Annotated in this window: 25 protein-coding genes; 20 read left to right on the top strand and 5 right to left on the bottom strand. The window is 61.5% G+C overall.

Translation table 11 applies throughout. From position 1 onward, the window contains the following. Positions 1–10 precede the first annotated feature (10 nt). The 3 genes from sseA to LB554_RS24290 all read left to right on the top strand — a co-directional run bounded on the left by sseA (position 11) and on the right by LB554_RS24290 (position 2137). A complete protein-coding gene (sseA, locus tag LB554_RS24280; RefSeq protein WP_224587295.1) occupies positions 11–907 on the top strand; it encodes a 3-mercaptopyruvate sulfurtransferase in 897 nt (298 codons plus the stop codon). Positions 908–911: 4 nt separating this feature from the next. Then, positions 912–1475: a GNAT family N-acetyltransferase gene (locus LB554_RS24285; protein ID WP_015317952.1), complete on the top strand. Its 564-nt coding sequence runs from the start codon at positions 912–914 to the stop codon at positions 1473–1475. Between the two features lie 194 nt (positions 1476–1669). Further along, entirely contained in the window at positions 1670–2137 is a 468-nt protein-coding gene (locus LB554_RS24290; protein ID WP_140664374.1) for a DUF1203 domain-containing protein, read from the top strand. A gap of 228 nt (positions 2138–2365) precedes the next feature. On the opposite strand, the gene LB554_RS24295 is transcribed toward LB554_RS24290, so the two are convergent. Then, entirely contained in the window at positions 2366–3670 is a 1305-nt protein-coding gene (locus tag LB554_RS24295) for an outer membrane protein (protein ID WP_224587296.1), read from the bottom strand. A 225-nt stretch (positions 3671–3895) separates the two neighbouring features. Beyond that, positions 3896–5011: an alanine dehydrogenase gene (gene ald / locus LB554_RS24300; protein WP_224587299.1), complete on the bottom strand. Its 1116-nt coding sequence runs from the start codon at positions 5009–5011 to the stop codon at positions 3896–3898. 157 nt (positions 5012–5168) lie between these two features. Between ald and LB554_RS24305 the strand changes: the two genes are divergently transcribed. Next, positions 5169–5642 (top strand): Lrp/AsnC family transcriptional regulator, encoded by a 474-nt coding sequence (locus LB554_RS24305; protein ID WP_015317948.1) that lies wholly within the window; start codon positions 5169–5171, stop codon positions 5640–5642. Positions 5643–5646: 4 nt separating this feature from the next. On the opposite strand, the gene LB554_RS24310 is transcribed toward LB554_RS24305, so the two are convergent. Next, complete coding sequence (locus LB554_RS24310; protein ID WP_015317947.1) at positions 5647–6306, bottom strand: 5-formyltetrahydrofolate cyclo-ligase; 660 nt, start codon at positions 6304–6306, stop codon at positions 5647–5649. 164 nt (positions 6307–6470) lie between these two features. On the opposite strand from LB554_RS24310, the gene LB554_RS24315 reads away from it, so the two are divergent. Next, positions 6471–7736 (top strand): NAD(P)/FAD-dependent oxidoreductase, encoded by a 1266-nt coding sequence (locus LB554_RS24315; protein WP_224587301.1) that lies wholly within the window; start codon positions 6471–6473, stop codon positions 7734–7736. 150 nt (positions 7737–7886) lie between these two features. Beyond that, entirely contained in the window at positions 7887–9866 is a 1980-nt protein-coding gene (locus tag LB554_RS24320; protein WP_224587303.1) for a bifunctional 2',3'-cyclic-nucleotide 2'-phosphodiesterase/3'-nucleotidase, read from the top strand. Between the two features lie 167 nt (positions 9867–10033). On the opposite strand, the gene LB554_RS24325 is transcribed toward LB554_RS24320, so the two are convergent. Next, the gene (locus LB554_RS24325) at positions 10034–11290 is read right to left on the bottom strand and encodes an SAM-dependent methyltransferase (protein WP_224587305.1); all 1257 of its coding nucleotides are present in this window, start codon (positions 11288–11290) and stop codon (positions 10034–10036) included. A gap of 335 nt (positions 11291–11625) precedes the next feature. On the opposite strand from LB554_RS24325, the gene LB554_RS29485 reads away from it, so the two are divergent. From LB554_RS29485 to LB554_RS24350, 6 genes are all read left to right on the top strand, one after another. Further along, complete coding sequence (locus tag LB554_RS29485; protein ID WP_023773660.1) at positions 11626–11760, top strand: hypothetical protein; 135 nt, start codon at positions 11626–11628, stop codon at positions 11758–11760. Between the two features lie 169 nt (positions 11761–11929). Beyond that, the gene (locus LB554_RS24330) at positions 11930–12220 is read left to right on the top strand and encodes a Dabb family protein (RefSeq protein ID WP_027038700.1); all 291 of its coding nucleotides are present in this window, start codon (positions 11930–11932) and stop codon (positions 12218–12220) included. A 147-nt stretch (positions 12221–12367) separates the two neighbouring features. Beyond that, positions 12368–13249, top strand: a complete 882-nt coding sequence (locus tag LB554_RS24335) for a VOC family protein (RefSeq protein WP_140793723.1) — start codon at positions 12368–12370, stop codon at positions 13247–13249. Then, complete coding sequence (gene kdsA, locus LB554_RS24340; protein ID WP_140619582.1) at positions 13246–14088, top strand: 3-deoxy-8-phosphooctulonate synthase; 843 nt, start codon at positions 13246–13248, stop codon at positions 14086–14088. Before LB554_RS24335 ends, kdsA begins: the two co-directional genes overlap by 4 nt. A 77-nt stretch (positions 14089–14165) precedes the next feature. After that, the gene (locus LB554_RS24345) at positions 14166–14369 is read left to right on the top strand and encodes a dodecin family protein (protein WP_015317939.1); all 204 of its coding nucleotides are present in this window, start codon (positions 14166–14168) and stop codon (positions 14367–14369) included. An 84-nt stretch (positions 14370–14453) separates the two neighbouring features. Then, complete coding sequence (locus LB554_RS24350; RefSeq protein WP_015317938.1) at positions 14454–14819, top strand: PRC-barrel domain-containing protein; 366 nt, start codon at positions 14454–14456, stop codon at positions 14817–14819. A gap of 58 nt (positions 14820–14877) precedes the next feature. On the opposite strand, the gene LB554_RS29490 is transcribed toward LB554_RS24350, so the two are convergent. Beyond that, positions 14878–15003 (bottom strand): hypothetical protein, encoded by a 126-nt coding sequence (locus LB554_RS29490; protein ID WP_140619584.1) that lies wholly within the window; start codon positions 15001–15003, stop codon positions 14878–14880. A 197-nt stretch (positions 15004–15200) separates the two neighbouring features. On the opposite strand from LB554_RS29490, the gene eno reads away from it, so the two are divergent. The 8 genes from eno to lpdA all read left to right on the top strand — a co-directional run bounded on the left by eno (position 15201) and on the right by lpdA (position 23530). After that, positions 15201–16475 carry a phosphopyruvate hydratase gene (eno, locus tag LB554_RS24355; protein ID WP_015317936.1) on the top strand — a complete coding sequence of 425 codons (1275 nt, stop codon included), beginning with the start codon at positions 15201–15203 and terminating at the stop codon, positions 16473–16475. Positions 16476–16625: 150 nt separating this feature from the next. Next, positions 16626–16949: an FtsB family cell division protein gene (locus tag LB554_RS24360; protein ID WP_140619588.1), complete on the top strand. Its 324-nt coding sequence runs from the start codon at positions 16626–16628 to the stop codon at positions 16947–16949. Positions 16950–17140: 191 nt separating this feature from the next. After that, positions 17141–18178: a pyruvate dehydrogenase (acetyl-transferring) E1 component subunit alpha gene (gene pdhA, locus LB554_RS24365; RefSeq protein ID WP_015317934.1), complete on the top strand. Its 1038-nt coding sequence runs from the start codon at positions 17141–17143 to the stop codon at positions 18176–18178. Between the two features lie 14 nt (positions 18179–18192). Then, positions 18193–19623 (top strand): pyruvate dehydrogenase complex E1 component subunit beta, encoded by a 1431-nt coding sequence (locus tag LB554_RS24370; RefSeq protein WP_015317933.1) that lies wholly within the window; start codon positions 18193–18195, stop codon positions 19621–19623. A gap of 18 nt (positions 19624–19641) precedes the next feature. Continuing rightward, complete coding sequence (locus LB554_RS24375; RefSeq protein ID WP_224587314.1) at positions 19642–20997, top strand: pyruvate dehydrogenase complex dihydrolipoamide acetyltransferase; 1356 nt, start codon at positions 19642–19644, stop codon at positions 20995–20997. Positions 20998–21011: 14 nt separating this feature from the next. Beyond that, positions 21012–21425 (top strand): hypothetical protein, encoded by a 414-nt coding sequence (locus LB554_RS24380; RefSeq protein WP_224587316.1) that lies wholly within the window; start codon positions 21012–21014, stop codon positions 21423–21425. A gap of 4 nt (positions 21426–21429) precedes the next feature. Next, complete coding sequence (locus tag LB554_RS24385) at positions 21430–22065, top strand: SGNH/GDSL hydrolase family protein (RefSeq protein WP_015317930.1); 636 nt, start codon at positions 21430–21432, stop codon at positions 22063–22065. A gap of 16 nt (positions 22066–22081) precedes the next feature. Continuing rightward, positions 22082–23530 (top strand): dihydrolipoyl dehydrogenase, encoded by a 1449-nt coding sequence (gene lpdA / locus LB554_RS24390; protein ID WP_015317929.1) that lies wholly within the window; start codon positions 22082–22084, stop codon positions 23528–23530. Positions 23531–23562: the final 32 nt, after the last annotated feature.

A 23562-nucleotide genomic window follows, 5' to 3' on the forward strand; every position in this document is an offset into this window, starting at 1 on the left:
GGAGAAAAGAATGGCCGAAGACAGTTCTTTTACCGTCGATGCGGACTGGCTGCAGGAACGCCTCGGCCAGCCGGGCCTGACGATCATTGACGTCTCCTGGTATCTGCCTGCACAAAAGCGCGACGCGCGCGCCGAGTATGATGCGGCTCACATTCCTGGCGCCCGTTTCCTGGACCAGGACGCGGTTTCGGATCCTGACGCTGCCTTGCCGCATACACTGCCATCCCCGCAGCATTTCGCCCAATATGTCGGCGCGATGGGCGTTTCGGCCGATGACACCATCGTCGTCTATGATGGCCCGGGCTTTTTCTCCGCACCGCGGGCATGGTGGATGTTCCGGATCATGGGTGTCTTCCAGACCTATATTCTGGACGGCGGCTTTGATGGCTGGAAGGCGACCGGCCGGCCGGCAACGGCCGAGCCGACGAAGATCGCGCCAAGCGTCTTTCATGCCGATTTCGACGCCGGTCGCGTCGTCGGTCTGGCCGATATGCGCCGGATTGTCGATACAAAGACAGCACAGATCGCCGATGCCCGTGGGCCGGGCCGCTTCACCGGTAGCGAACCCGAGCCCCGCGCTGGCATCCGCTCCGGCCACATGCCGGGCGCGCGCAATGTGCCGTACTCCGCACTGTCGGAAAACGGCAGGCTGCTGCCGAAGGACCGTTTGCGCAAGGTGATAGAGGACGCCGGTATCGACCTATCGAAACCCGTGGTCACATCCTGCGGCTCCGGCGTCACCGCCGCGGTGGTCACGCTGGCGCTGGAGACGCTTGGCCATACCGACAACAGGCTTTATGACGGCTCATGGACCGAGTGGGGCGGATTGTCCGATACACCAGTCGTGACCGGCCCAGCGACCACCGGCCCTGCAACGACCGGCCCAGCAACGACCGGCAAGGAATGAATTGATGGAAAACGGCGTGCTGCAGGACATTGAGGTCACGGTGACTTTTCTCGAAATGCATGCCCCCCCGCCCGTCTCGCCACCGGTACCCTACAACCGCCAGGTCGCGCTGCTGAAAACCAGGGACATTCCCTTGCACTTCTATCGCTACCTGATGGACCGGGTGGGACGCAAATGGCACTGGGTGAATGTTCTGAGGCTGAATGACGATGAGCTGTCAGCCGGAATCCACCGCGAGGATCGCGACATCAGGGTGCTCTATCTCGACGGTGCGCCGGCCGGCTTCTTCGATCTCAAGCCGCATCTGCCCGAGGAAGTCGAACTCGCCTATTTCGGCATGATGGAACATGCCACCGGTCAAGGCATCGGCCGCTGGTTCCTTGGTTCGGCGATTGCCGCAGCATGGTCGTATGGGCCGAAAAGGGTGACGGTGCAGACCTGCACGCTCGATCACCCGGCCGCGCTACCGCTCTACCAGAAGCTCGGTTTCAAGCCGGTGGCGCAGAAGAAGGAAGTCGTGCATCCCCTGCCTTTCGCCGAGCGCTCGGCCAGCGTCATGCGGCCGTAAGTTCAGCCGGAATCCGCCGCCGCTTCGATGATTCATCAAGGGATTGTCGAACTGATTAGCCGATTAACGATTTCGGTGGCCCTCCCGGAGCTCGAAGGGAGGATCCGACATCGGATCGGACGCTTGGCAGGAATCGGGTGGGAAGCACGGCGGCGAGCGCATAGTTTCCGGTCGCCAGTACCGGAGATCTTACGATGACCATCCAATTCACAGCTCTGCCGACCGAAAATGTCAGGGCGCTGCAGCGCGGCGGCCCCGATGCCTATGGCCGTACGCCCGAGCGGAAAATCTCTGACGGCGACGGGATGCCTTGCCGTCATTGTCTCAGGAATATCGCCGCCGGCGATGTCTATCTCATCCTCGCCTACCGGCCATTTCCAGACCCTCAGCCCTATGCAGAAACCGGGCCGATCTTCCTGCATGCCCAGGAATGCGAGCGTGCCGTCGGGACAAGGGAGCCGCCGGAGATCCTCGACAGCCCGGACTATATCGTGCGCGGCTATGGCGGCGATGATCGCATCGTCTACGGCAGCGGTGGCATCATCCCGACCGGAGCAATTGCCGCACGAGCCGAGACTTTGTTGGAGCGTGAGGACATTGCCTATGTGCATGTCCGCTCGGCGCGCAACAATTGCTATCAGTGCCGCATCGAGCGCGCATAAGATCAAGGGATTGGCGGCAGAAAGTCTCTGTCGCACTGCTGTCGCATAGACGCGCTAGAAAGCCAGTGTCGATCGATTGGCCGACCGCGGATGAACCGGCGGCAGTCTCGATATCGAGGAAGCGGGGCTTTGGCTCCGCTTTTTTGTTTTCTCCCAAGTCTTCACCGCGCAAAGAAAAAAGCCCACCGGCATGGCCGACGGGCTTCGACTGTTTGCCTGGAGGGCTACTTAGTTGAACTTGTACTTCGCGCCGACACGCACGGTATGGAAGGAAGCTTTGGAAGTGATGGAGTCGTCGGGGAGGCCGAGATCCGACGAGAAATCCTTCTTGGCAAACTGCGAATAGCGGTATTCCAGACCGAGCGTGACGTTGCTCGACACTGCCGTTTCCAGGCCACCACCGACTGAGAAGCCGCTGGAACCCCAGTCGATGATATCACCGACCGGATCGGAAGCGTTCAGATCGAAATGCTGCCAGCTATAGCCAGCCAGTGCATAGGCAAGGGTCGATTCGTTCATCTTCATGCCGACGCGGCCCAGCACATCGAAGCCGTAGTCCGTATCCAGATTGATCGAGCCGCCTGGGATGTCGAGCTGGCTGGTCATGCCCGAATAACGAGCATCGACCATGACACCCGCAACCCAGCTGCCGAAGTCATGATCATAGCCGACGTTCAACTCGCCAAGCACGCCTTCACCACCAAGGCCGTTGAACTTGGCACCGAGAAGCGGCGGGATTTCGAGCTGGTGCACCGATGCGCCGGCGCCCAAGCCACCACCGATATAGAAGCCGGTCCAGTTGTAGGCGGGTGTTTCAAACGAAGCGGCGGCTCCGTTCTGCGCACCGAAGCGATAGCTGGCGGCAACCTGGAATGTGTGACGCGACGTGTCGAGATTGAGTGCGCCGTCCGGCGAAGGAATGCCAGCTTCGGAAAGGAGATCGTCCTTGGTGCCGAAGCGGGTGTAGCGGTATTCTGTTTTGATCGTCCAGTTGCTGTTGATCGCGGTTTCGAGACCACCCCCGACGAAATATCCGCTCTGGTCCCAATCGAAGCCGAAACCGGCATTGGTATCGAGCTTGTACTTCTGCCAGGAATAGCCGCCCATGACGTAGCCCAGCGTAGTCGGCGTGATCAGGTAACCAGCACGCAAACCGGCATCGAAGCCGTATGTCTCCTGAATAGACGCGTCGAAAGGGCCGACATCCAGCGACGTTTCAATGTTGCCAACATGGACATCGACAAGCCCACCCAGAAGGAAGCGGGGCGACACCATATAGTCGTAACCAGCGGTAAGTTCGCCGTAGACCCCTTCACCGCCGATGCCATCCAAAGACAGACCGGGGATGAAATCGCTGCTGAGCTTGTGCGAGTTGGCTCCGGCGCCGATACCGAAGCCAACATAAACGCCACTCCAGTTAAAACCGGATGCCTCGACCGGTTGCACAACATCAGCGGCATGCGCGACTGACATAATTGCCACCGCCGATACTGCACTAAGAAGAATAGATTTCGCTGAAACGCGAAGAAACATAGCCCGTACCCCTAATCAATAAGCCCAAGATGTTCCTAGCAGGGAGTCGGCCAAGACGGGTATGACAAAAATGCAACAATAGGGAGTAAAGTGCCCTTACGGCACACGCTTCGATGGTCCTCTGGGAAGCGGGTTTGGCGCATCATTGCCCAAAGCAAAAGCCCGCCGGAGTGAACCGGCGGGCTAGAGTGTGAGTTGACTTTTTCTGGGTATATTCCGGGTATATTAAGCCGCCAGCACTGCTTTCGGCTCGACCAGTTCGTAGCCGAGCGCTTCGGCGACCGCGCGGTTGGTGATCTTGCCCTTGTGGACATTGAGGCCGTTGCGCAGGTGATGGTCGTCGACCAGAGCCTTCAGGCCCTTGTCCGCGAGTTGCAGACCATAGTGCAGTGTCGCGTTGTTGAGCGCGTGGGCCGAAGTGACCGGCACGGCACCTGGCATGTTGGCGACGCAGTAGTGGATGACACCGTCGACTTCGTAGGTCGGCTCGGCGTGGGTGGTGGCATGCGAGGTCTCGAAGCAGCCGCCCTGGTCGATCGCGACATCGACCAGTACCGAGCCCTTCTTCATGCCGGACAGCATTTCGCGGCTGACGAGCTTCGGTGCGGCGGCGCCCGGGATGAGCACGGCGCCGACGACGATGTCGGCCGAGAAGCATTCTTCCTCGAGCGCCTCGACGGTCGAGTAACGGGTGTGGACCCGGCCGGCGAAGAGGTCGTCGAGCTGGCGCAGACGCGGGATCGACCGGTCGATGATGGTGACATCGGCGCCGAGGCCGGCTGCCATGCGGGCCGCATGCAGGCCGACGACGCCGCCGCCAAGGACCGTAACCTTGCCGGGCAGCACGCCAGGTACGCCGCCGAGCAGCACGCCGCGGCCGCCATTGGCCTTCTGCAGCGCCGTGGCGCCGGCCTGGATCGACAAACGGCCGGCGACTTCCGACATCGGGGCCAGCAGCGGCAGGCCGCCACGATCGTCGGTCACGGTTTCGTAGGCGATCGCCGTCACGCCCGAAGCGAGCAGGCCCTTGGTCTGCTCCGGATCCGGAGCCAAATGGAGATAGGTGTACAGGATCTGGCCTTCGCGCAGCTGTGCCCATTCATTGCGCTGCGGCTCCTTGACCTTGACGATCATGTCCGACTTGGCGAACACGTCGGCGGCCGTCTTGGCGATGACGGCGCCGGCGGCGCGGTAGGCGTTGTCATCGGCACCGATGCCGGCGCCCGCGCCGGTCTCGACCAGCACTTCGTGGCCATGGGCGACATATTCGCGAACCGAGCCCGGCGTCAGGCCGACACGGTATTCGTGGTTCTTGATTTCCTTGGGGCAGCCGATGCGCATTTTCTTCTCCTGATCCGGGCCCTTTTGGGCTCACTCCCTGTAGTGCTGGAGTGAACCATGAATCGGCGTGCAGGTGTTTGCGAATGCGCTTGCGCGAACAGGCCGGTTTCGATACTCCTTGCAAAAAATAAACGGATTTTCGCAGGAATCACGAAAAATGCCGCTCGACAGGATTGATATCGCCATTCTTGAGACTTTGCAGAAGGACGGGCGGATGCCGAACGCGGCCCTTGCCGAGAAGGTTGGCCTGTCGCAGTCGGCCTGCTCGCGGCGGCTCGACAATTTGGAGAAGTCCGGAACCATCCGCGGCTATCACGCCCGGCTGTCCAACGCGGCCCTTGGCCACCAGATGACGGCGATCGTTCACATATCGCTCTCCGGCCAGTTCGAAAAGACGCTGTCGGATTTCGAGGCGGCGATCAAACGCTGCCCCAACGTGCTGTCGTGCCACCTGATGTCGGGCGAGTACGACTATATCCTGAGGATCGCGGCCAAGGATCTCGTCGACTACGAGCGCATCCACAAGGAATGGCTGTCGGCGATGCCGCATGTGACGAAGATCAATTCGTCCTTCGCCCTGCGCGAAATCGTCGACCGGACGGCAATGGGTCTGAAGCCGGAGATGGCCTAGAGCCCTATACTGTGGCCGCCTCCGTCACGATCCGATCCATCGGGATGTCGTGCGGCTGCGGATAAATGGTGGCGATGCGCTGCAATTCGTAGCCGACACCGATGACCAGCGGCTTGAACGGCATGGCGGCCAGCGTACGGTCGAAGAAGCCGCCGCCATAGCCCAGGCGATAGCTTGCCGGATCAATGCCGACAATGGGCGAGATGACGATGTCCGGCAGCACCGGATCACCTTCTGCCGGAATCGGGATGTTCCAGACGCCCTTTTCCAACCGGTCGCCCGGTTTGTAGGCGCGGAATATCAGCGGTTGCCCTTTCTCGACCACGATGGGCAGCGCGGTGCGGCCGCCACGCTCATTGACGGACGCCATCCAGGGCCGCAGATCCGGCTCGCCGCGAAACGGCCAGTAAAGGCTGACCATACGGCCCGCGATCTCGCCGACAAGTGCATCCAGGCCGCCGGCGATGCGTTGCGACATTGCTGTTCGGGCGTCGGCTGAAACTTCAAGTCGGGCGGCGATTAGCCTTTCGCGCTCGGCTTTGCGCCAACGCCGCACGTCGGTCCAGTCGCTGAGTGGTGCCTGGAACGCAGGGTCGAGCTCGTGCATGAAGCAGGGCGGCGAAGAGTATTGCGCCGGGCCCTGGTTGTCATGATCGTTAGCCATGCCTCACCTCATCTCATGTTCGATGACGCTATACCTCGCGATACGATAGAACATGTGCACTCACGACATGGAACGACGAGTCTCAAGCACTGTCCTGCCATTGTTGCATTGCACAAGATACCTACATCTAGGGCAGGCAATCTTGCCCATCAGGGGTGAATCAAATGAGCGATGCCAGACATCATGTCGTCGTCGTCGGTGCCGGGTTCGGCGGTCTCGAATTCACCCGCGCACTGGCCGGTGCACCGGTGCGCATCACCATGATCGACAAGCGCAACCATCATCTGTTTCAGCCGCTGCTCTATCAGGTGGCAACCACGGCGCTGGCAACCTCGGAGGTTGCCTGGCCGATCCGCCATCTCCTGCGCAAGCGCAAGGATGTGACGACACTGCTCGCCAATGTCACGGGTGTCGACCGGTCCGGCAAACGCGTTCTGCTCGACGACGGCAGCGCCGTCGCCTACGACACGCTGGTGCTCGCCACCGGCGCGCGCCATGCCTATTTCGGCCATGACGAATGGGAGCCTTTCGCGCCGGGCCTGAAGACTTTGGAGGATGCCACCACCATTCGGCGCCGCATTCTTCTGGCCTTCGAGCAGGCGGAGCGGGAATCTGACCCTGCCAGGCGCCAAGCGCTGCTGACCATTGTCATCGTCGGCGGCGGGCCGACCGGGGTCGAACTCGCCGGAACCATTGCCGAACTGGCACATGACACGCTGCGCGGCGAATTCCGCAACATCGATACGCGCCAGACGCGGGTGGTGCTGATCGAGGCCGGCGACCGCATTCTGGCCAATTTCGCGCCAAAGCTCTCCGACTACGCTCGGAAGGCGCTGGAACGGCTTGGCGTTTCGGTCGAGCTCGGCCGGGCCGTTACGCGCTGCGATGCCGACGGCGTGGTTTTTGGCGACACGATTCTGCCGGCCCGCACGATCCTGTGGGCAGCCGGCGTTGCCGCTTCGCCAGCCGCCGAATGGCTGGAAGCGAAGGCGGATCGGGCGGGCAGGGTGTTGGTCGAGCCTGATCTCAGCGTGCCCGGCAGCCCGGAGATTTTTGCCATCGGCGACGCCGCCCACGTGCTGCGGCCCGACGGGCGGCCCGTGCCCGGCGTCGCGCCTTCCGCCAAGCAGGAGGGACGGCATGTTGCCGCGACCGTCAAGGCCAGGCTTGCCGGCGACACCAGCCCGCGGCCTTTCCACTACAAGCACGCCGGCGATCTGGCGACGATCGGCAAGCGCGCCGCCGCCATTGATTTCGGCTGGATCAAGCTCACCGGTTGGCTTGCGTGGTGGCTTTGGGGCATTGCACATATCTATTTCCTGATCGGTTTTCGCAACCGGCTTGCGGTTTCGCTGAGCTGGCTATGGATCTACGTCACAGGCCAGCGCAGCGCCCGGCTGATCACCCAGGGCGACGACGACAAGACCTGACTTTCTTCACCGCGCCTTTCATCCGGCCGTCATCTGTTGCTGATGGATTGGCGTGCCGATGCGCGCGACTTCTTGAGTGGACTTGAGCTGATTTCAGCGCGAAGTTCGCTTCGGGGCAGGACTCGTCAGGTCGTTGAAGAAGGAGAAAACATGTCGCAACTGCTCCATCCCGTCTCTCGCCGTGGTCTCCTAGCCGGGGCCGCCGCCACAGGGGCGCTGATCGTGCTTCATCCCTTCTCCGCCCGGGCGCAGGCCAACCAGGCGCATCTAAGGATCATGGAAACCACCGATATCCATGTGAACGTGCTGCCTTATGACTACTACGCCGACAAAGCCAATGACACGATGGGCCTGTCGCGCACGGCCTCCCTCATCGACGCGGTGCGCAAGGAAGCCGCCAATTCGATGCTGATCGACAATGGCGACCTTTTGCAGGGCAACCCGATGGGCGACTACATCGCCTATGAGAAGGGCCTGAAGGAGGGCGATCTCCATCCGATCATGAAAGGCATGAACCTGCTCGGCTACGAGTGTTCGACACTGGGCAATCACGAATTCAACTATGGCCTGTCCTTTTTAGACAAGGTGCTGGCCGGCGCCAATTTCCCGTTCGTCTGCGCCAACCTGATCCGGGGTACCGAGCTTGCCGCCAACCCGCGCGACGACAAGCTCTACCTCAAGCCTTACGTAATCCTGGACAAGAAGATCAAGGACGGGTCAGGTTCGGAACAGCCGATCAGGGTCGGCATCATCGGTTTCGTGCCGCCGCAGATCATGGTCTGGGACCTCAAGAACCTCGAAGGCAACGTCAAGACACGCGACATTGTCGAAGCGGCGAGGGCGTGGGTGCCGCGGATGAAGGAGGAGGGCGCCGACATCGTCATCGCGCTCTCGCATTCCGGCATCGACGTCAAGCAGGGTGACATGATGGAGAATGCCTCGTTCTTCGTCGCCGGCGTCGAAGGCATCGACGCGGTCTTCACCGGCCACCAGCATCTGATCTTCCCCGGCAAGAAAGATTTCCAGGCGCTCGAGGGCGTCGACGCACAGAAGGGGACGCTGCAAGGCAAGCCCGCCGTCATGGGCGGGTTCTGGGGCTCACATATGGGCCTGATCGACCTGATGCTGGAGCGCGACGGGTCGAAGTGGAAAGTGGTCTCGGCGACATCGGAGGCGCGGCCCATCTTCGAGCGTGTCGACAACAAGAACAAGCCGACCGTCCCGGACGACAAGCGCATCATCGCCGCTCTCGAGCAGGACCACCAGGCGACGCTCGTCTATGTGCGCCGCCCTGTCGGCAAGACGTCCGCGCCGCTCTATTCCTATTTCGCGCTGGTCGCTGACGACCCGTCGGTGCAGGTCGTCAGCCAGGCGCAAACCTGGTACCTGAAGGACATATTGAAAAGCACACAGTGGAAGGACGTGCCGTTGCTGTCGGCGGCGGCCCCGTTCAAAGCCGGTGGACGCAACGGCGCCGATTACTATACCGATGTGCCGGCGGGCGACATCGCCATCAAGAACGTCGCCGACCTCTACCTCTATCCCAACACGGTGCGCGCCGTGGAAATCACCGGGGCTCAGGTCAAGGAATGGCTGGAAATGTCGGCCGGCATCTTCAACAAGATCGAGGCGGGGAAGGCCGACCAGGTCCTGATCAACACTGATTTTCCGTCCTACAATTTCGACGTCATCGACGGCGTCACCTACAGGATAGATCTGTCGCAGCCGCCGAAATACGATGCCAAGGGCGGCATCGCCAATGCCGGTTCCAATCGCATTGTTGAGCTTATGTTCGACGGAAAACCGATTGATCCGGCAGCGAAATTCGTCGTCGCGACCAACAATTACCGAGCTGGCGGCGGTGGCAATTTCCCCGACATCAATGCCGCGAAGATCATCTACGAGGCGCCAGACACCAACCGCGATGTCATCGTCCGCTACATCGTCAGCCAGGGCACCATCAACCCGTCGGCCGACGACAACTGGTCGTTCGCGCCGTTGCCGGGAACCAGCGTCGTCTTCGACACCGGCGTCAAGGCAAAGGACTTCATCGCCGATGTGAAGTCGCTGAAGATCGAACCTGCCGGCGAGGGTGAAGCTGGCTTTGCCCGATATCGCATCCTTCTCTGATCAGGCCGTCAAAGCTGGATGCGGTCAGCCTTGGCCGCATCCCCAAGGACCCCAGTCAGTTCCTTGGAGGGCCGGCGGCACGAATCGCCCCTTGACTACCGGCATGACAAGATCCAGCGCATCCGTGGAAATGCCGCTCGCAAAGGAAGTTGACGTGCGTACCCAGCCTACGCCTTGTAGACTACCTGGCGCACATCGATGTAGCTGGCTCGGAAGCCGGCTTCGCAATAGTGCAGGTAGAACTCCCAGAGTTTCTTGAAACGATCGTCGAAACCGAGCGGTACGATTTTCTCCCACGACCCTCGGAAGCGCTGGCGCCATTCGGCAAGCGTACGGGCATAGTCCTCGGGGAAAACGCGTTCGCGCAGATGGGCAAGGCCGTGCGCGGCGCCAAGTGATTTCAAGATGGACGGCGTCGGCAGCATGCCGCCCGGGAAGACGTAGCGCTGGATGAAATCCGGCCTGGCGCGATAGGTGTCGTAGGCGGCTTCGTTGATGGTGATGATCTGCAGCCCAGCCATGCCGCCGGGCTTTAGGCAGTCCTTCATCTTGGAGAAGAACACCGGCCAGTATTTCTCGCCGACCGCCTCGAACATCTCGATTGAGGCGATGCGATCGTAGGTGCCCGTTTCGTCGCGGTAATCCTGCAACTTGATGTCGACCTTTTCGGCAAGGCCGGCCTTGGCGATGCGCGCCTTGGCGAAGTCGTGCTGCTCGCGGCTGATGGTCAATCCGGTAACCCGGCAACCGATTTCGCGTGCCGCGAATTCGGCAAAGCCGCCCCAGCCGCAGCCTATCTCCAGCACATGATCCTTCCCGCCTATGCCGGTATCCCTGGCCAGCGCCTGGTATTTGGCGGCCTGGGCGCTCTCGAGATCGTTGACGCCATTGGCGTAAAGCGCCGAGGAATAGGTCATGCTCGGGTCAAGCCATTCCTTGTAGAAGGCGTTGCCGAGATCGTAGTGCGCGGAGATATTGCGCTTCGATCCCGCGCGTGTGTTCTCGTTGAACCAGTGACGGATGCGCTGGACTGTGTTGATGAGCCAGCTGGCGCCGCCGGCAACCCTCTCACCGAAGGCGGAGTTGACCACGAATAATTCCAGGAAGCTGGTGACGTCAGGGCTTTCCCAATCGCCGTCCATATAGGATTCGGCAACACCAATTGTGCCGCCGGAAAAGGCGCGGCCCGGCAGGCGCCAGTTCTTGAGCACCAGTTCGGCATCGGGCCCCGGCGCCTTGCCGCCGACGAGAACGGCGCGGCCGTCCGGCATCCAGACTTTCAGCGAACCGCGCGGCAGGTTCATCGCCGCCGACAGCACCATGCGCGCCTTGGCCGGCAGGCCCTTGACGATCTCGGCGAAATTGAACTCGTCGAGCCTGACCGCGTCGCCCGGCGCTATGCCATGATGTTCCCCGTGTGTCATTCCAAGCCCCTGGATCTCCGTGGTGCCGGCGCGATCGCCGAGCCGCGGTTCTCTTGGTTCATCCGCCGGGTTCGAACGCCATTGCCTGGTCCCGGTAGCTTGCGGATCCGGCGACAGGCGGGCTCGAACGAAGCGCGCGCCCCTTGGCCAGAGCTTCAGCGCTTCCCGATGAATGCCTGCGCCAATCTTCCACGCCATGAGGCGGAACTTCAAGAGGCATGCCAAGAGCTGGACTGTGCCACGCGGGCGGCTGGCATCCGCCGCCTTGCGGCAGGCTGCTGCCCGAAATCGAAAACGTCTATGGCAGCCGCGGCGCTAGTGCGATAGCTTTAGCCATGCGTTATGTGATTGTCATTGCCGCCATCGCGTTCTTCCTGATCTGGGACGGTCTCTACAATCAGGGCCGGTATCTCGACGTCACGGTCAGGGAACTCTCCCATGTCGTGCGCTACGTCACCGGAAAAGCCTGATATCCCCTCTTGAGATAGCAGCCTGGCGCCTCATTTGAGGTGCTCACCGGTGTGAGACGAGGTCCAGCCCGATCGAGGCGCGTCGCAAGGACGCGTGGCGCCATGACCGGTTGACGCAAAGAGACCGCCGTCACAAAAGACCCCGACATTTCAGATCGAGGAGGCGGGATTGATCCGGCATATCGTTTTCTTCAGCGCGCGCCGCAAGGAAGATGTGGAAGCAGTTCGCACCGGACTGCTGGCGCTTGGGGACATTCCTCATTCCAGTCTCTTCGAGGTCACGTTGAACACCAAGGTCGACCCGCTGTCGGATGAAGTCGATGTCGTCGTCTACGCGGAATTTGCCGATGACGCGGCGCTGGCAGCCTACAAGGCGCATCCGCTCTATGCGCAGACCACCAGCAAGGTCAAACCATTGCGCGAGCTGCGCTATTCCGCTGATGTCGTGGCTGGAAGCTGATCCCGTGCCGGGATAGCCTCATGTCAAGTCCAGTTGCGGCGGAAGGGAAAGTCCACGACTGTTTCAGGTGGTTGTTGCGGGGCCGCCGCCGGCGGCATTGCGATCAAGTCTTGAACCGATCTTCCGAATGATGCACATCGCGCTTCCATGACCTCGTCAGGCATTCATCCGCTCGATCATCTGGTTCTGCCGACGCAGAGCCTCGATGTGGCGCGTGCCCGGCTCAACGCCCTTGGCTTCGTCGTCGCTCCGGCCGGAATCCATCCGTTTGGCACGGAAAACTGCTGCGTTTTCCTCGCCGACGGCACCTATCTGGAGCCGCTTGCGATCGGCCGTGAACAGGCTGCGACAGAGGCGGCTGCCGAGGGCAATGTCTTCGTTGCGCGCGATCGCCTCTATCGCGAAAGTCGTGGCAACGAGGGATTTTCCGCGGTGGTGCTTGGCACGGACAATGCCGATGACGACCATGAACGCTATGTCGAAGCGGGTCTGTCGGCGGGAGACAAGCTGAGCTTCTCCCGAGCCTTCACCGACACGGCGGGCAAAAGCGATACGGCGTCATTCAAGCTCGCCTTTGCCGCGGCTCCCGGCCAAACGGACGCATTTCTTTTTGCCTGTCAGCGCATCAACGCGCCGAGAGTAGACCGAGGAGCCTTGCAGGCTCACCTCAATGGGGTCGACGGAATTGTCGAGGTGGTTGCAATCAGCAGCGCTTCCGCCGAGCAGCATCGGCTGATTTCAGTGGCGGTCAATGATCAGGCCGCCGATGCGCACGAGTGCGTTTTTCATCTGCCGAACGCGGCCTTGACCGTGCTGGAGGCCGCCGCTTTCACGGCGCGCTTCGGCATACCGGCCGGTACGCCATCAGAATTGCACTTCGCCGCCGTGGTTTTTTCGATCCGCGACATTGGCGCCACCGCAGGCCTGCTTGCGACCAATGCCGTCCAGCACGATATGTCGGGCAATGACATCATCGTGCGGCCGGCTTCCGGGCAGGGCGCGGCTTTCATCTTTCGGGAGATCCCATGAGCAACCCCCTGGCCCCCAATTCGTCGGTAACCGTCGGCAACGTCGTCTTCGACAATGCGGGACCCCTGGCGCTGATCGCCGGCCCTTGCCAGTTCGAATCGCGCCAGCATGCCTTCGACATGGCCGGCACGCTGAAGGAGCTGACCGGCAGGCTCGGCATCGGCCTCGTCTACAAGACGAGTTACGACAAGGCCAATCGCACCTCGTTATCGGCAACGCGGGGTGCCGGCATGGATGCCGCGCTTCCCGTCTTCGACGAGTTGCGCAAGGAATTCTCGCTTCCCGTGCTGACCGATGTCCACACCGAGGAACAGTGCGCGATCGTGGCGCCGCATGTCGACGTGCTGCAGATTCCGGCCTTCCTGTCGCGCCAGACCGATATGCTGGTCGCCGCCGCGAGGACGGGCAAGGTCATCAATGTGAAGAAGGGGCAGTTCCTCGCGCCCTGGGACATGAAGAACGTCGTCGCCAAGATCACCGGCTCAGGCAATGCCAATGTGCTGACCACCGAGCGCGGCGCTTCTTTCGGCTACAACACGCTGGTGTCGGATATGCGGGCGCTGCCTGTCATGGCCGAGATCGGCGCCCCGGTGATCTTCGACGCCACCCATTCGGTGCAGCAGCCGGGCGGGCAGGGCGGATCGTCTGGCGGGGAGCGCCGCTTTGTCGAGACGCTGGCCCGCGCGGCCGTTGCCGTCGGCGTTGCCGGCGTCTTCATCGAGACCCACCAGGACCCCGACAATTCGACTTCCTCCGACGGTCCCAACATGCTGCCGCTGAAGGATATGCCGGCACTGCTGGAAAGGCTGATAGCCTTCGACAGGATTGCAAAGGGCTGAAAAGCCAATGTCCTGTAGCGGATAAGCCCCGGTTGTAGGCTCGTCCGGCAAATGAGCGCTTTGGCAGGAGGAAGCCAATGTCCGTCGCTCGCGTCACAGAAATCACCTCGTCGTCCAGGAAAAGCTTTCAAGACGCCATCGAGAAGGGAATTGCGCGCGCCGCGAAGACCCTGAAGAACGTCGAAGGCGCCTGGATCCAGGACCAGAAGATCGTCGTCGAGGATGGCAAGATCGCGGCCTATCGCGTCAATATGAAGGTGACTTTCATCCTCGCGGAGTGATTGGGCAGCCGCCAAAAAAGTCGGGAACTTTCGCCCGCGCCCCTCATTGTCAAAGTGCGGATTAACGACAACGAGGAGCAAACAATGACGACGCAAACAGGCCACACCGAAGCCATTGCCGCTTCGCGAGTCATCGGCACGACCGTCTACAACACCCAAGGCGACAGCATCGGCAGCATCGAGGACGTCATGCTCGACAAGACGTCGAACGGCATCATGTTCGCGGTGATTGGATTTGGCGGCTTTCTCGGCATTGGCGAGAAGTACCACGCCATCCCCTGGGCAAGCCTCGACTATGATGAGGCAAGGGGCGGCTATGTCATACCCTTCTCCAAGGAACAGCTGAAGGCAGCGCCTGCCCATTCCATCAACGAACTGGCCGGCGCGGATGGCGAGAGCGCGCGCGACGAGTCATACGAATATTACAAGGTCGCGCCCTACTGGCATTGACGCCACAATCGAAAAAGGGGGTCGTTTCCACGGCCCCCTTTTTGATTCAAATGCAACGCTACTCGCTGATGTGCAAAGCCGGCAAAGACGCAATAGCCTTTGGCGGCGACTGCTGGTTGTCGCATGACGTCAGGAACGCCGCGGCGATCAGGAACAGACTGACAATACCGCTCAACTCAGACATGGCGAACCCCTCCTGTTTCGCCCCGCGATAACATTCCTAACCCGAAATGCGCGTCCGGTGGCATGACTTATGATGACAGGAAATTGCGCTTCGTGAATCGGGCGGGCGGCACTATTCGATCAGGCCCCGATTGCCTTTTGCGTCGCTTTGGCTAAGACGGGCGCGACGTTTTCTCCAGATCAATCGAGGACATCGCAATGACCGCCATCATCGACATTGTCGGGCGTGAAATCCTGGACAGCCGTGGAAACCCGACCGTCGAGGTCGATGTTGTTCTCGAAGATGGTTCGATGGGCCGCGCCGCGGTGCCGTCGGGTGCCTCCACCGGCGCCCACGAAGCCGTCGAGCTTCGCGACGGCGGCGCCCGCTACCTTGGCAAGGGCGTGCTCAGGGCCGTCGAGGCGGTCAATGGCGAATTGTTCGAGGCGATCGGCGGCATGGAAGCCGAAAACCAGATCCATATCGATCAGACCATGATTGAGCTTGATGGCACGCCCAACAAGAGCCGGCTCGGCGCCAACGCCATCTTGGGCGTTTCGCTGGCGGTCGCGAAGGCCGCGGCCGATGCAGCCGGGCTGCCGCTCTACCGCTATGTCGGCGGCACCAAGGCGCATGTCCTGCCCGTGCCGATGATGAACATCATCAATGGTGGCGCGCATGCCGACAATCCGATCGACTTCCAGGAATTCATGATCCTGCCGGTCGGTGCGCCGACGCTGCGCGAAGGCGTGCGCTGGGGCTCGGAAATCTTCCACACGCTGCGCAAGAAGCTGAAGGATGCCGGCCACAACACCAATGTCGGCGACGAGGGCGGCTTCGCCCCGAACCTGAAGAGCGCGCCGGTGGCGCTCGACTTCATCATGGAATCGATCGAGAAGGCCGGATTCAAACCAGGTGAAGAGATCGCGCTCGGCCTCGATTGCGCCGCGACCGAGTTCTTCAAGGACGGCAACTATGTCTATGAGGGCGAGAAGAAGACGCGCGATCCCAAGGCGCAAGCCAAGTACCTCGCCAAGCTCGCGGCCGACTATCCGATCATCTCGATCGAGGATGGCCTTGCCGAGGACGATTGGGAAGGCTGGAAGTACCTGACCGACCTGATCGGCAAGAAGACGCAGCTCGTTGGTGACGATCTCTTCGTCACCAACACGGCGCGCCTGCGCGACGGCATCCGCATGGGCGTCGCCAACTCGATCCTGGTCAAGGTCAACCAGATCGGCTCGCTGACCGAGACGCTGGATGCGGTCGAGACCGCGCACAAGGCTGCCTACACCGCCGTCATGTCGCACCGTTCGGGCGAAACCGAGGATTCGACCATTGCCGATCTCGCCGTCGCCACCAATTGCGGGCAGATCAAGACCGGCTCGCTGTCGCGCTCCGACCGCATGGCCAAATACAACCAGCTGATCCGCATCGAGGAAGAACTCGGCAAGCAGGCGCATTACGCCGGCAAGTCGGTGATCAAGGGCTGATCCGGCCGCACATCGTTGATACGGAGAGGGCGGGACATCCCGCCCTTTTTCATTTCAGGCCGGCATGGCGGTCTCCCGTAACCGTCCGTTAAGCACAATCAGGCGAAAAAGACTTCGAGCCGTTTGAGTTCGCGGCACGGGGAATCGGTTATGTGGACGCGTCAGCACAAGCAGAGAAACACCGGCCGGCTGATCATTCCCTCGCTGTGCGTGCTGTTCCTGGCTTATTTCGGCTTCCATGCCTATCACGGTGAATTCGGCATCAATTCGAAATACAAGCTTGAGGCCGAGACGGTTGCGTTGCAGGGTCAGCTCGATGCGATCAAGGCACGCAGGATGGAACTCGAGCGGCGCGTCAAGCTCATGCACGACGGCACGCTGGAGAAGGACATGCTGGACGAGCAGGCGCGCAAGGCACTCAATCTGTCGCAGGCCGACGAGATCACCATCATGCTGCCGGCTCCGGCGAAGTAACCAATTTCAGGTTAATCACCAATATTTTCAATGATTTTAATTGCTTAGGCGCATGCCAGCTATGCAATTTCGACATGGCGGAACGCCTTTCTACGTGTTAGCCTCCCATAAATCGAAGGGGAGGGCGATCTCCCCGGAGCAGTTTGATCTTGCTCCAGTGTCCGCAAAGAGACGCCAACAGGGAGTGATGCATGGCCACCGCAGCCAGAAAAGCGCCTGCCAAATCGAAATCCGACGGCAAACCCGGTCTATCAGCACCCAAGCCTGTTGACTTCACCAAGGACGAAGAGCTTGCCGCCTACCGGCACATGCTGCTCATCCGCCGTTTCGAGGAGAAGGCCGGCCAGCTCTACGGCATGGGCTTCATTGGCGGTTTCTGTCACCTCTATATCGGCCAGGAAGCGGTCGTCACCGGCATGAAGATGGCGCTGATCGACGGCGATCAGATGATCACGGCCTATCGCGATCACGGCCACATGCTGGCGATGGAGCTGTCGCCGCGTGGCGTGATGGCCGAGCTGACCGGACGCCGCGGCGGCTTGTCCAGAGGCAAGGGCGGTTCCATGCACATGTTCTCCAAGGAGAAGCATTTCTATGGCGGTCACGGCATTGTCGGTGCGCAGGTGTCGCTTGGAACAGGTCTGGCCTTTGCCAACCGCTACCGCGACAACAACAATGTCTCGCTGACCTATTTCGGCGACGGCGCCGCCAACCAGGGCCAGGTCTACGAAAGCTTCAACATGGCCTCGCTGTGGAAGCTGCCGGTGATCTACATCATCGAGAACAACCGCTACGCCATGGGCACCTCGGTGTCGCGCTCTTCGGCGGAAACCAATTTTTCGCATCGTGGCGCGTCGTTCAAGATTCCGGGCATCCAGGTCGACGGCATGGATGTGCGTGCGGTGAAGGCGGCTGGCGATCTGGCTACCGAGTGGTGCCGTGCCGGCAACGGGCCGATCATTCTCGAAATGCAGACTTATCGCTATCGCGGCCACTCGATGTCCGACCCGGCGAAATATCGCTCCAAGGAAGAAGTCCAGAAGATGCGCTCCGATCATGATCCGATCGAGCAGGTCAAGGCGCGGCTCATCGAGAAGAAGTGGGCGACCGAGGACGAACTCAAAACCGTCGACAAGGAGGTTCGCGACATCGTCGCCGACGCCGCCGAATTTGCCCAGCACGACGCGGAGCCGGATCCGTCCGAGCTCTGGACCGATATCGTATTGTAAGGGAGGGCCAGGACATGCCGATCGAAATTCTCATGCCCGCCCTCTCGCCGACCATGGAAGAGGGCAATCTTTCCAAGTGGTTGAAGAACGAGGGCGACAAGGTCGTCGCCGGCGACGTCATTGCCGAGATCGAAACCGACAAGGCGACGATGGAAGTCGAAGCCGTCGACGAAGGTACGCTGGGCAAGATCCTGATCGCCGCCGGCACCGAAGGCGTCAAGGTCAACACGCCGATCGCCGTTCTGCTGCAGGATGGCGAAAGTTCTGGCGACATCGACAAGGCCTCCAAGGCGGCTCCCGCCTCGACGCAAGACGCGGTGTCAACTGGTGGGCAGCGCGCCGACGCGGCCGAGGAAGGCTCGCAACGGGCGCCGCAGGATGCTGGAGAGGCGCCGAAAGCCTCCGTCCCCGCCGCCCCGGTGGTCAACCTCGCTGCCGATCCGGACATTCCTGCCGGCACCGAAATGGTCTCGACCACGGTGCGCGAGGCGCTGCGTGATGCCATGGCCGAGGAAATGCGCCGCGACGGCGATGTCTTCGTCATGGGTGAGGAAGTCGCCGAATACCAGGGCGCCTACAAGATCACACAGGGCTTGCTGCAGGAATTTGGGCCGCGGCGCGTCGTTGACACGCCGATTACCGAGCATGGTTTTGCCGGCGTTGGTGTCGGCGCGGCGATGGCTGGGCTGAAGCCGATCGTCGAGTTCATGACCTTCAACTTCGCCATGCAGGCGATTGACCAGATCATCAACTCCGCCGCCAAGACGCTCTATATGTCGGGCGGCCAGATGGGCGCGCCGATCGTGTTCCGCGGGCCAAATGGCGCGGCGGCCCGCGTCGCGGCGCAGCACTCGCAGTGCTATGCCGCCTGGTACAGCCACATTCCAGGCCTGAAGGTCGTTATGCCGTATACGGCCGCCGACGCCAAGGGCCTGCTCAAGGCAGCAATCCGCGATCCGAACCCGGTCATCTTCCTCGAGAATGAAATCCTCTACGGCCAGTCCTTCGACGTTCCGAAGCTGGACGACTTCGTGCTGCCGATCGGCAAGGCGCGCATCCACAAGGCAGGCAAGGATGTCACCATCGTCTCCTTCGGCATTGGCATGACCTATGCGGTGAAGGCTGAAGCGGAGCTGCGCGGCATGGGGATCGACGCCGAGATCATCGACCTCAGGACTATCCGTCCGCTCGATCTCGACACCGTCATCGCCTCGGTCAAGAAGACCAACCGGCTGGTCGTGGTCGAAGAAGGCTACCCGCAGAATTCGGTTGGCGACCACATCGCCAACCAGGTCTCGCAGCGCGCCTTCGATTTCCTCGACGCACCGGTCATCACCATTGCCGGCAAGGACGTGCCGATGCCTTATGCGGCGAACCTCGAAAAACTGGCTTTGCCGAATGTCGGCGAAGTCATCGAGGCCGTCAAAGCCGTCGCATATCGCTGAACCGGCTGGGAGGACAATATGCCAATCAACATCACCATGCCGGCGCTCTCGCCCACGATGGAAGAGGGCAATCTTTCCAAGTGGCTGGTCAAGGAAGGCGACAAGGTTTCGCCGGGCGACGTGATCGCCGAGATCGAGACCGACAAGGCGACGATGGAGGTCGAGGCCGTCGATGAGGGCACGGTTGCCAAGCTGGTCGTCCCGGCCGGAACCGAAGGGGTCAAGGTCAACGCGCTGATCGCGGTGCTTGCGGCGGAAGGCGAAGATGCCGGCGCCGCGGCGAAAAGCGGCGGCGCCACACCGGCGAAAGCCGAAGCTCCGAAAGCGGATGCGCCTAAAGCCGAAGCGCCGAAGGTTGAAGCGCCAAAGGCCGAGGCCCCCAAGGCGCAGGCGGCTCCGGCCGCCAATGGCAACGCGGCTGGCGACCGCACCTTTGCATCGCCGCTTGCCCGCCGTATCGCCAAGGACGCCGGCGTCGACGTCTCTGCGGTCACCGGCACCGGCCCGCACGGCCGCGTGGTCAAGGCTGACGTAGATGCCGCGATTGCCGGTGGTGGCGCCAAGGCGGCACCGGCTGCCAAGGCTCCGGCCGGCGCGCCTGCCTCCGCCCCGGCGGTAAAGGCGATGTCGGACGAGCAGGTGCTGAAACTGTTCGAGGAAGGCTCCTACGAACTCGTCCCGCACGACAATATGCGCAAGACCATCGCGCGGCGCCTGGTCGAAGCAAAAACCACCATCCCGCATTTCTATCTGACGCTCGACTGCGAACTCGACGCGCTGCTGGCTTTACGCACTCAGCTCAATGCCGCGGCACCGGTGAAGAAGACCGACAAGGGCGAGGCTCCCGCCTACAAGCTGTCGGTCAACGACATGGTGATCAAGGCGATGGCGATGGCGCTGAAGGCGGTGCCGGATGCCAATGCCTCATGGACGGAGAGCGCCATGGTCAAGCACAAGCATGCCGATGTCGGCGTCGCCGTTTCGATCCCCGGTGGCCTGATCACGCCGATCATCCGGCATGCCGACGAAAAGACGCTGTCGGTCATCTCCAACGAGATGAAGGACCTGGCCAGCCGCGCCCGCAGCCGCAAGCTGAAGCCGGAAGAATATCAAGGCGGCACGACGGCCGTTTCCAATCTCGGCATGTTCGGCATCAAGGACTTTGCCGCCGTCATCAACCCGCCGCATGCGACGATCCTGGCGGTCGGCGCGGGCGAGGAGCGGGCGGTGGTCAGGAACGGCGAGATCAGAATAGCCACCGTGATGTCGGTGACGCTGTCGACTGACCATCGTGCGGTTGATGGCGCGCTGGGAGCCGAACTGCTGGTCGCCTTCAAGAAGCTGATCGAGAATCCGATGGGCATGCTGGTCTAGGAAAGGGAAAGGCTGTGCGGATATTCTTCACCAGCCTTTTCGCCTTTTTGATTTCCGGCTTGGCCGGCGGCCTTATCGCGCAATGGTTGGCTGTCGCCACCGGCGCCGAGGAAGAATACATCATCGTCTTCATGTTCTCGGTGCTGGTGACTTTTGTCGCCACCTTCATCTTCTTCGTTGCGCAATTGACGAACGATCCGGTCGCGGCCGTTGCCAGGGCGGGCAAGTGGACGCTGATTGCCTTTGTGGCGCTTCTCGTCCTGCTGGTCGCGCTGATCCTCTACAGCGACAGCAGCGGCGCGGTGGTCAGGAAAGACATGCCGATGGTTGCCGGTCTCGGTCTGCCGGGCCTGGTGACGATCGTCATCCATTGGTTGTTCGTACGCTGGCGCGTGAAGCGCGGCGTGGCCGACACAAAGGCAGGTTGAACGGATGAAGACGGTGCTTTGTTACGGCGACTCGCTGACCTGGGGCTACAATGCCGAGGGCGGCCGTCATGGGCTCGGGGATCGCTGGCCAAGCGTCCTGCAAGCAGGCCTCGGCGAAGGCGTTCAAGTCGTCGCGGAGGGGCTCAATGGCCGCACCACCGCCTTCGACGATCATCTGGCCGGAGCCGATCGCAACGGCGCGCGGCTGCTGCCGACGGTGTTGACGACGCATGCGCCGATCGACCTGATCGTCATCATGCTCGGCGCCAATGACATGAAGCCATGGATCCATGGCAACCCGGTTGCCGCCAAGCAAGGCATCCAGCGGCTGATCGATATCGTGCGTGGCCACGACTATCCGTTCGACTGGCCGGCACCGCAGATCCTGATCGTTTCGCCGCCTCTTGTCAGCCGCACCGAAAATGCCGACTTCAGGGAGATGTTCGCCGGCGGCGATGAGGCCTCGAAGCAGCTTGCGCCGCAATACGCCGCACTCGCCGACGAGGTCGGCTGCGGCTTCTTCGACGCTGGCACGGTGGCGCAAACAACACCTCTCGATGGCGTCCACCTCGATGCCGAGAATACGCGAAACATTGGCGAGGCGCTGACGCCCGTCGTGCGCGTCATGCTGGAATTGTGATTGAAGGAGAAAACCCGTGGCTGAGAACTACGACGTCATCATCATCGGCTCCGGTCCCGGCGGCTATGTCACCGCGGTGCGCTCCGCCCAGCTCGGCTTCAAGACGGCGATCGTCGAGCGCGAGCATCTGGGCGGCATCTGTCTGAATTGGGGCTGTATTCCGACCAAGGCGCTGCTGCGGTCGGCCGAGATCATGCATTATTCCGATCATCTGAAGGATTACGGCCTGAAGCTCGATGGCGGCAAGATCAGTGCCGATACCGCTGCGGTCGTCGATCGGTCGCGAAAAGTGTCGCTCAGGCTCAATGGCGGCGTCGCCTTCCTAATGAAGAAGAACAAGGTCGACGTCATCTGGGGCGAGGCCAAACTATCCAAGCCCGGTGAGATCGTGGTTTCCAAGACGGCCAAGAAGCCGATGGAGCCGCAGCCGCCGGTGCCGAAAGGCGTCAAGGGCGAGGGCACCTACACCGCCAAGCACATCATCCTGGCGACCGGCGCCCGGCCGCGCGCTCTGCCCGGCATAGAGCCGGACGGCAAGCTGATCTGGACCTATTTCGAAGCCATGGTGCCGAAGGAGATGCCGAAGTCGCTGCTGGTGATGGGCTCAGGCGCCATCGGCATCGAATTCGCCTCCTTCTATCGCACAATGGGCGCCGACGTCACGGTCGTCGAGCTGCTGCCGGCGGTGATGCCGGTCGAGGACGCAGAGGTCTCGAAATTCGCGCAAAAGCAGTTCGAGAAGCAAGGCATGAAGATCATCCTCGAGGCCAAGGTGACCAAGGTCGAGAAGGGGGCGAACTCGATTACCGCGCATGTCGAGATGAAGGACGGCAAGGTCGAGAAGATCACCGCCGACCGCATGATCTCGGCCGTTGGCGTCCAGGGCAATATCGAGAACCTCGGACTTGAAGCACTTGGCGTTAAGACCGAGCGCGGTTGCGTGGTCATCGACGGGTATGGCAAGACCAATGTGCCTGGCATCTACGCCATCGGCGATGTCGCCGGTCCGCCCATGCTTGCTCACAAGGCCGAGCACGAGGGCGTCGTGTGCGTCGAGAAGATCGCGAATTTCCCCGGTGTTCATGCCACGGACAAGCTCAAGATCCCCGGCTGCACCTACTGCAATCCGCAGGTCGCCTCGGTCGGACTGACGGAAGCAAAAGCCAAGGCCGAGGGCAAGGATATCCGCGTCGGCCGGTTCCAGTTCGGAGCCAACGGCAAAGCCATTGCGCTTGGGGAAGACCAGGGCTTCATCAAGACCATCTTCGACAAGAAGACCGGTCAGTTGCTCGGCGCACACATGGTCGGCGCCGAAGTCACGGAACTGATCCAGGGTTTTGTCGTGGCGATGAACCTCGAAACCACCGAGGAAGAGCTGATGCACACCATCTTCCCGCATCCGACGCTATCCGAGATGATGAAGGAAAGCGTGCTAGACGCCTATGGCCGCGCCTTGAACGCATGATAGATTCCCCGCGGGAGACTCAGCTGTCAAAG

Origin of the sequence: Mesorhizobium sp. CO1-1-11 (assembly GCF_020164995.1) — a bacterium.
GTDB classification, from domain to species: domain Bacteria; phylum Pseudomonadota; class Alphaproteobacteria; order Rhizobiales; family Rhizobiaceae; genus Mesorhizobium; species Mesorhizobium australicum.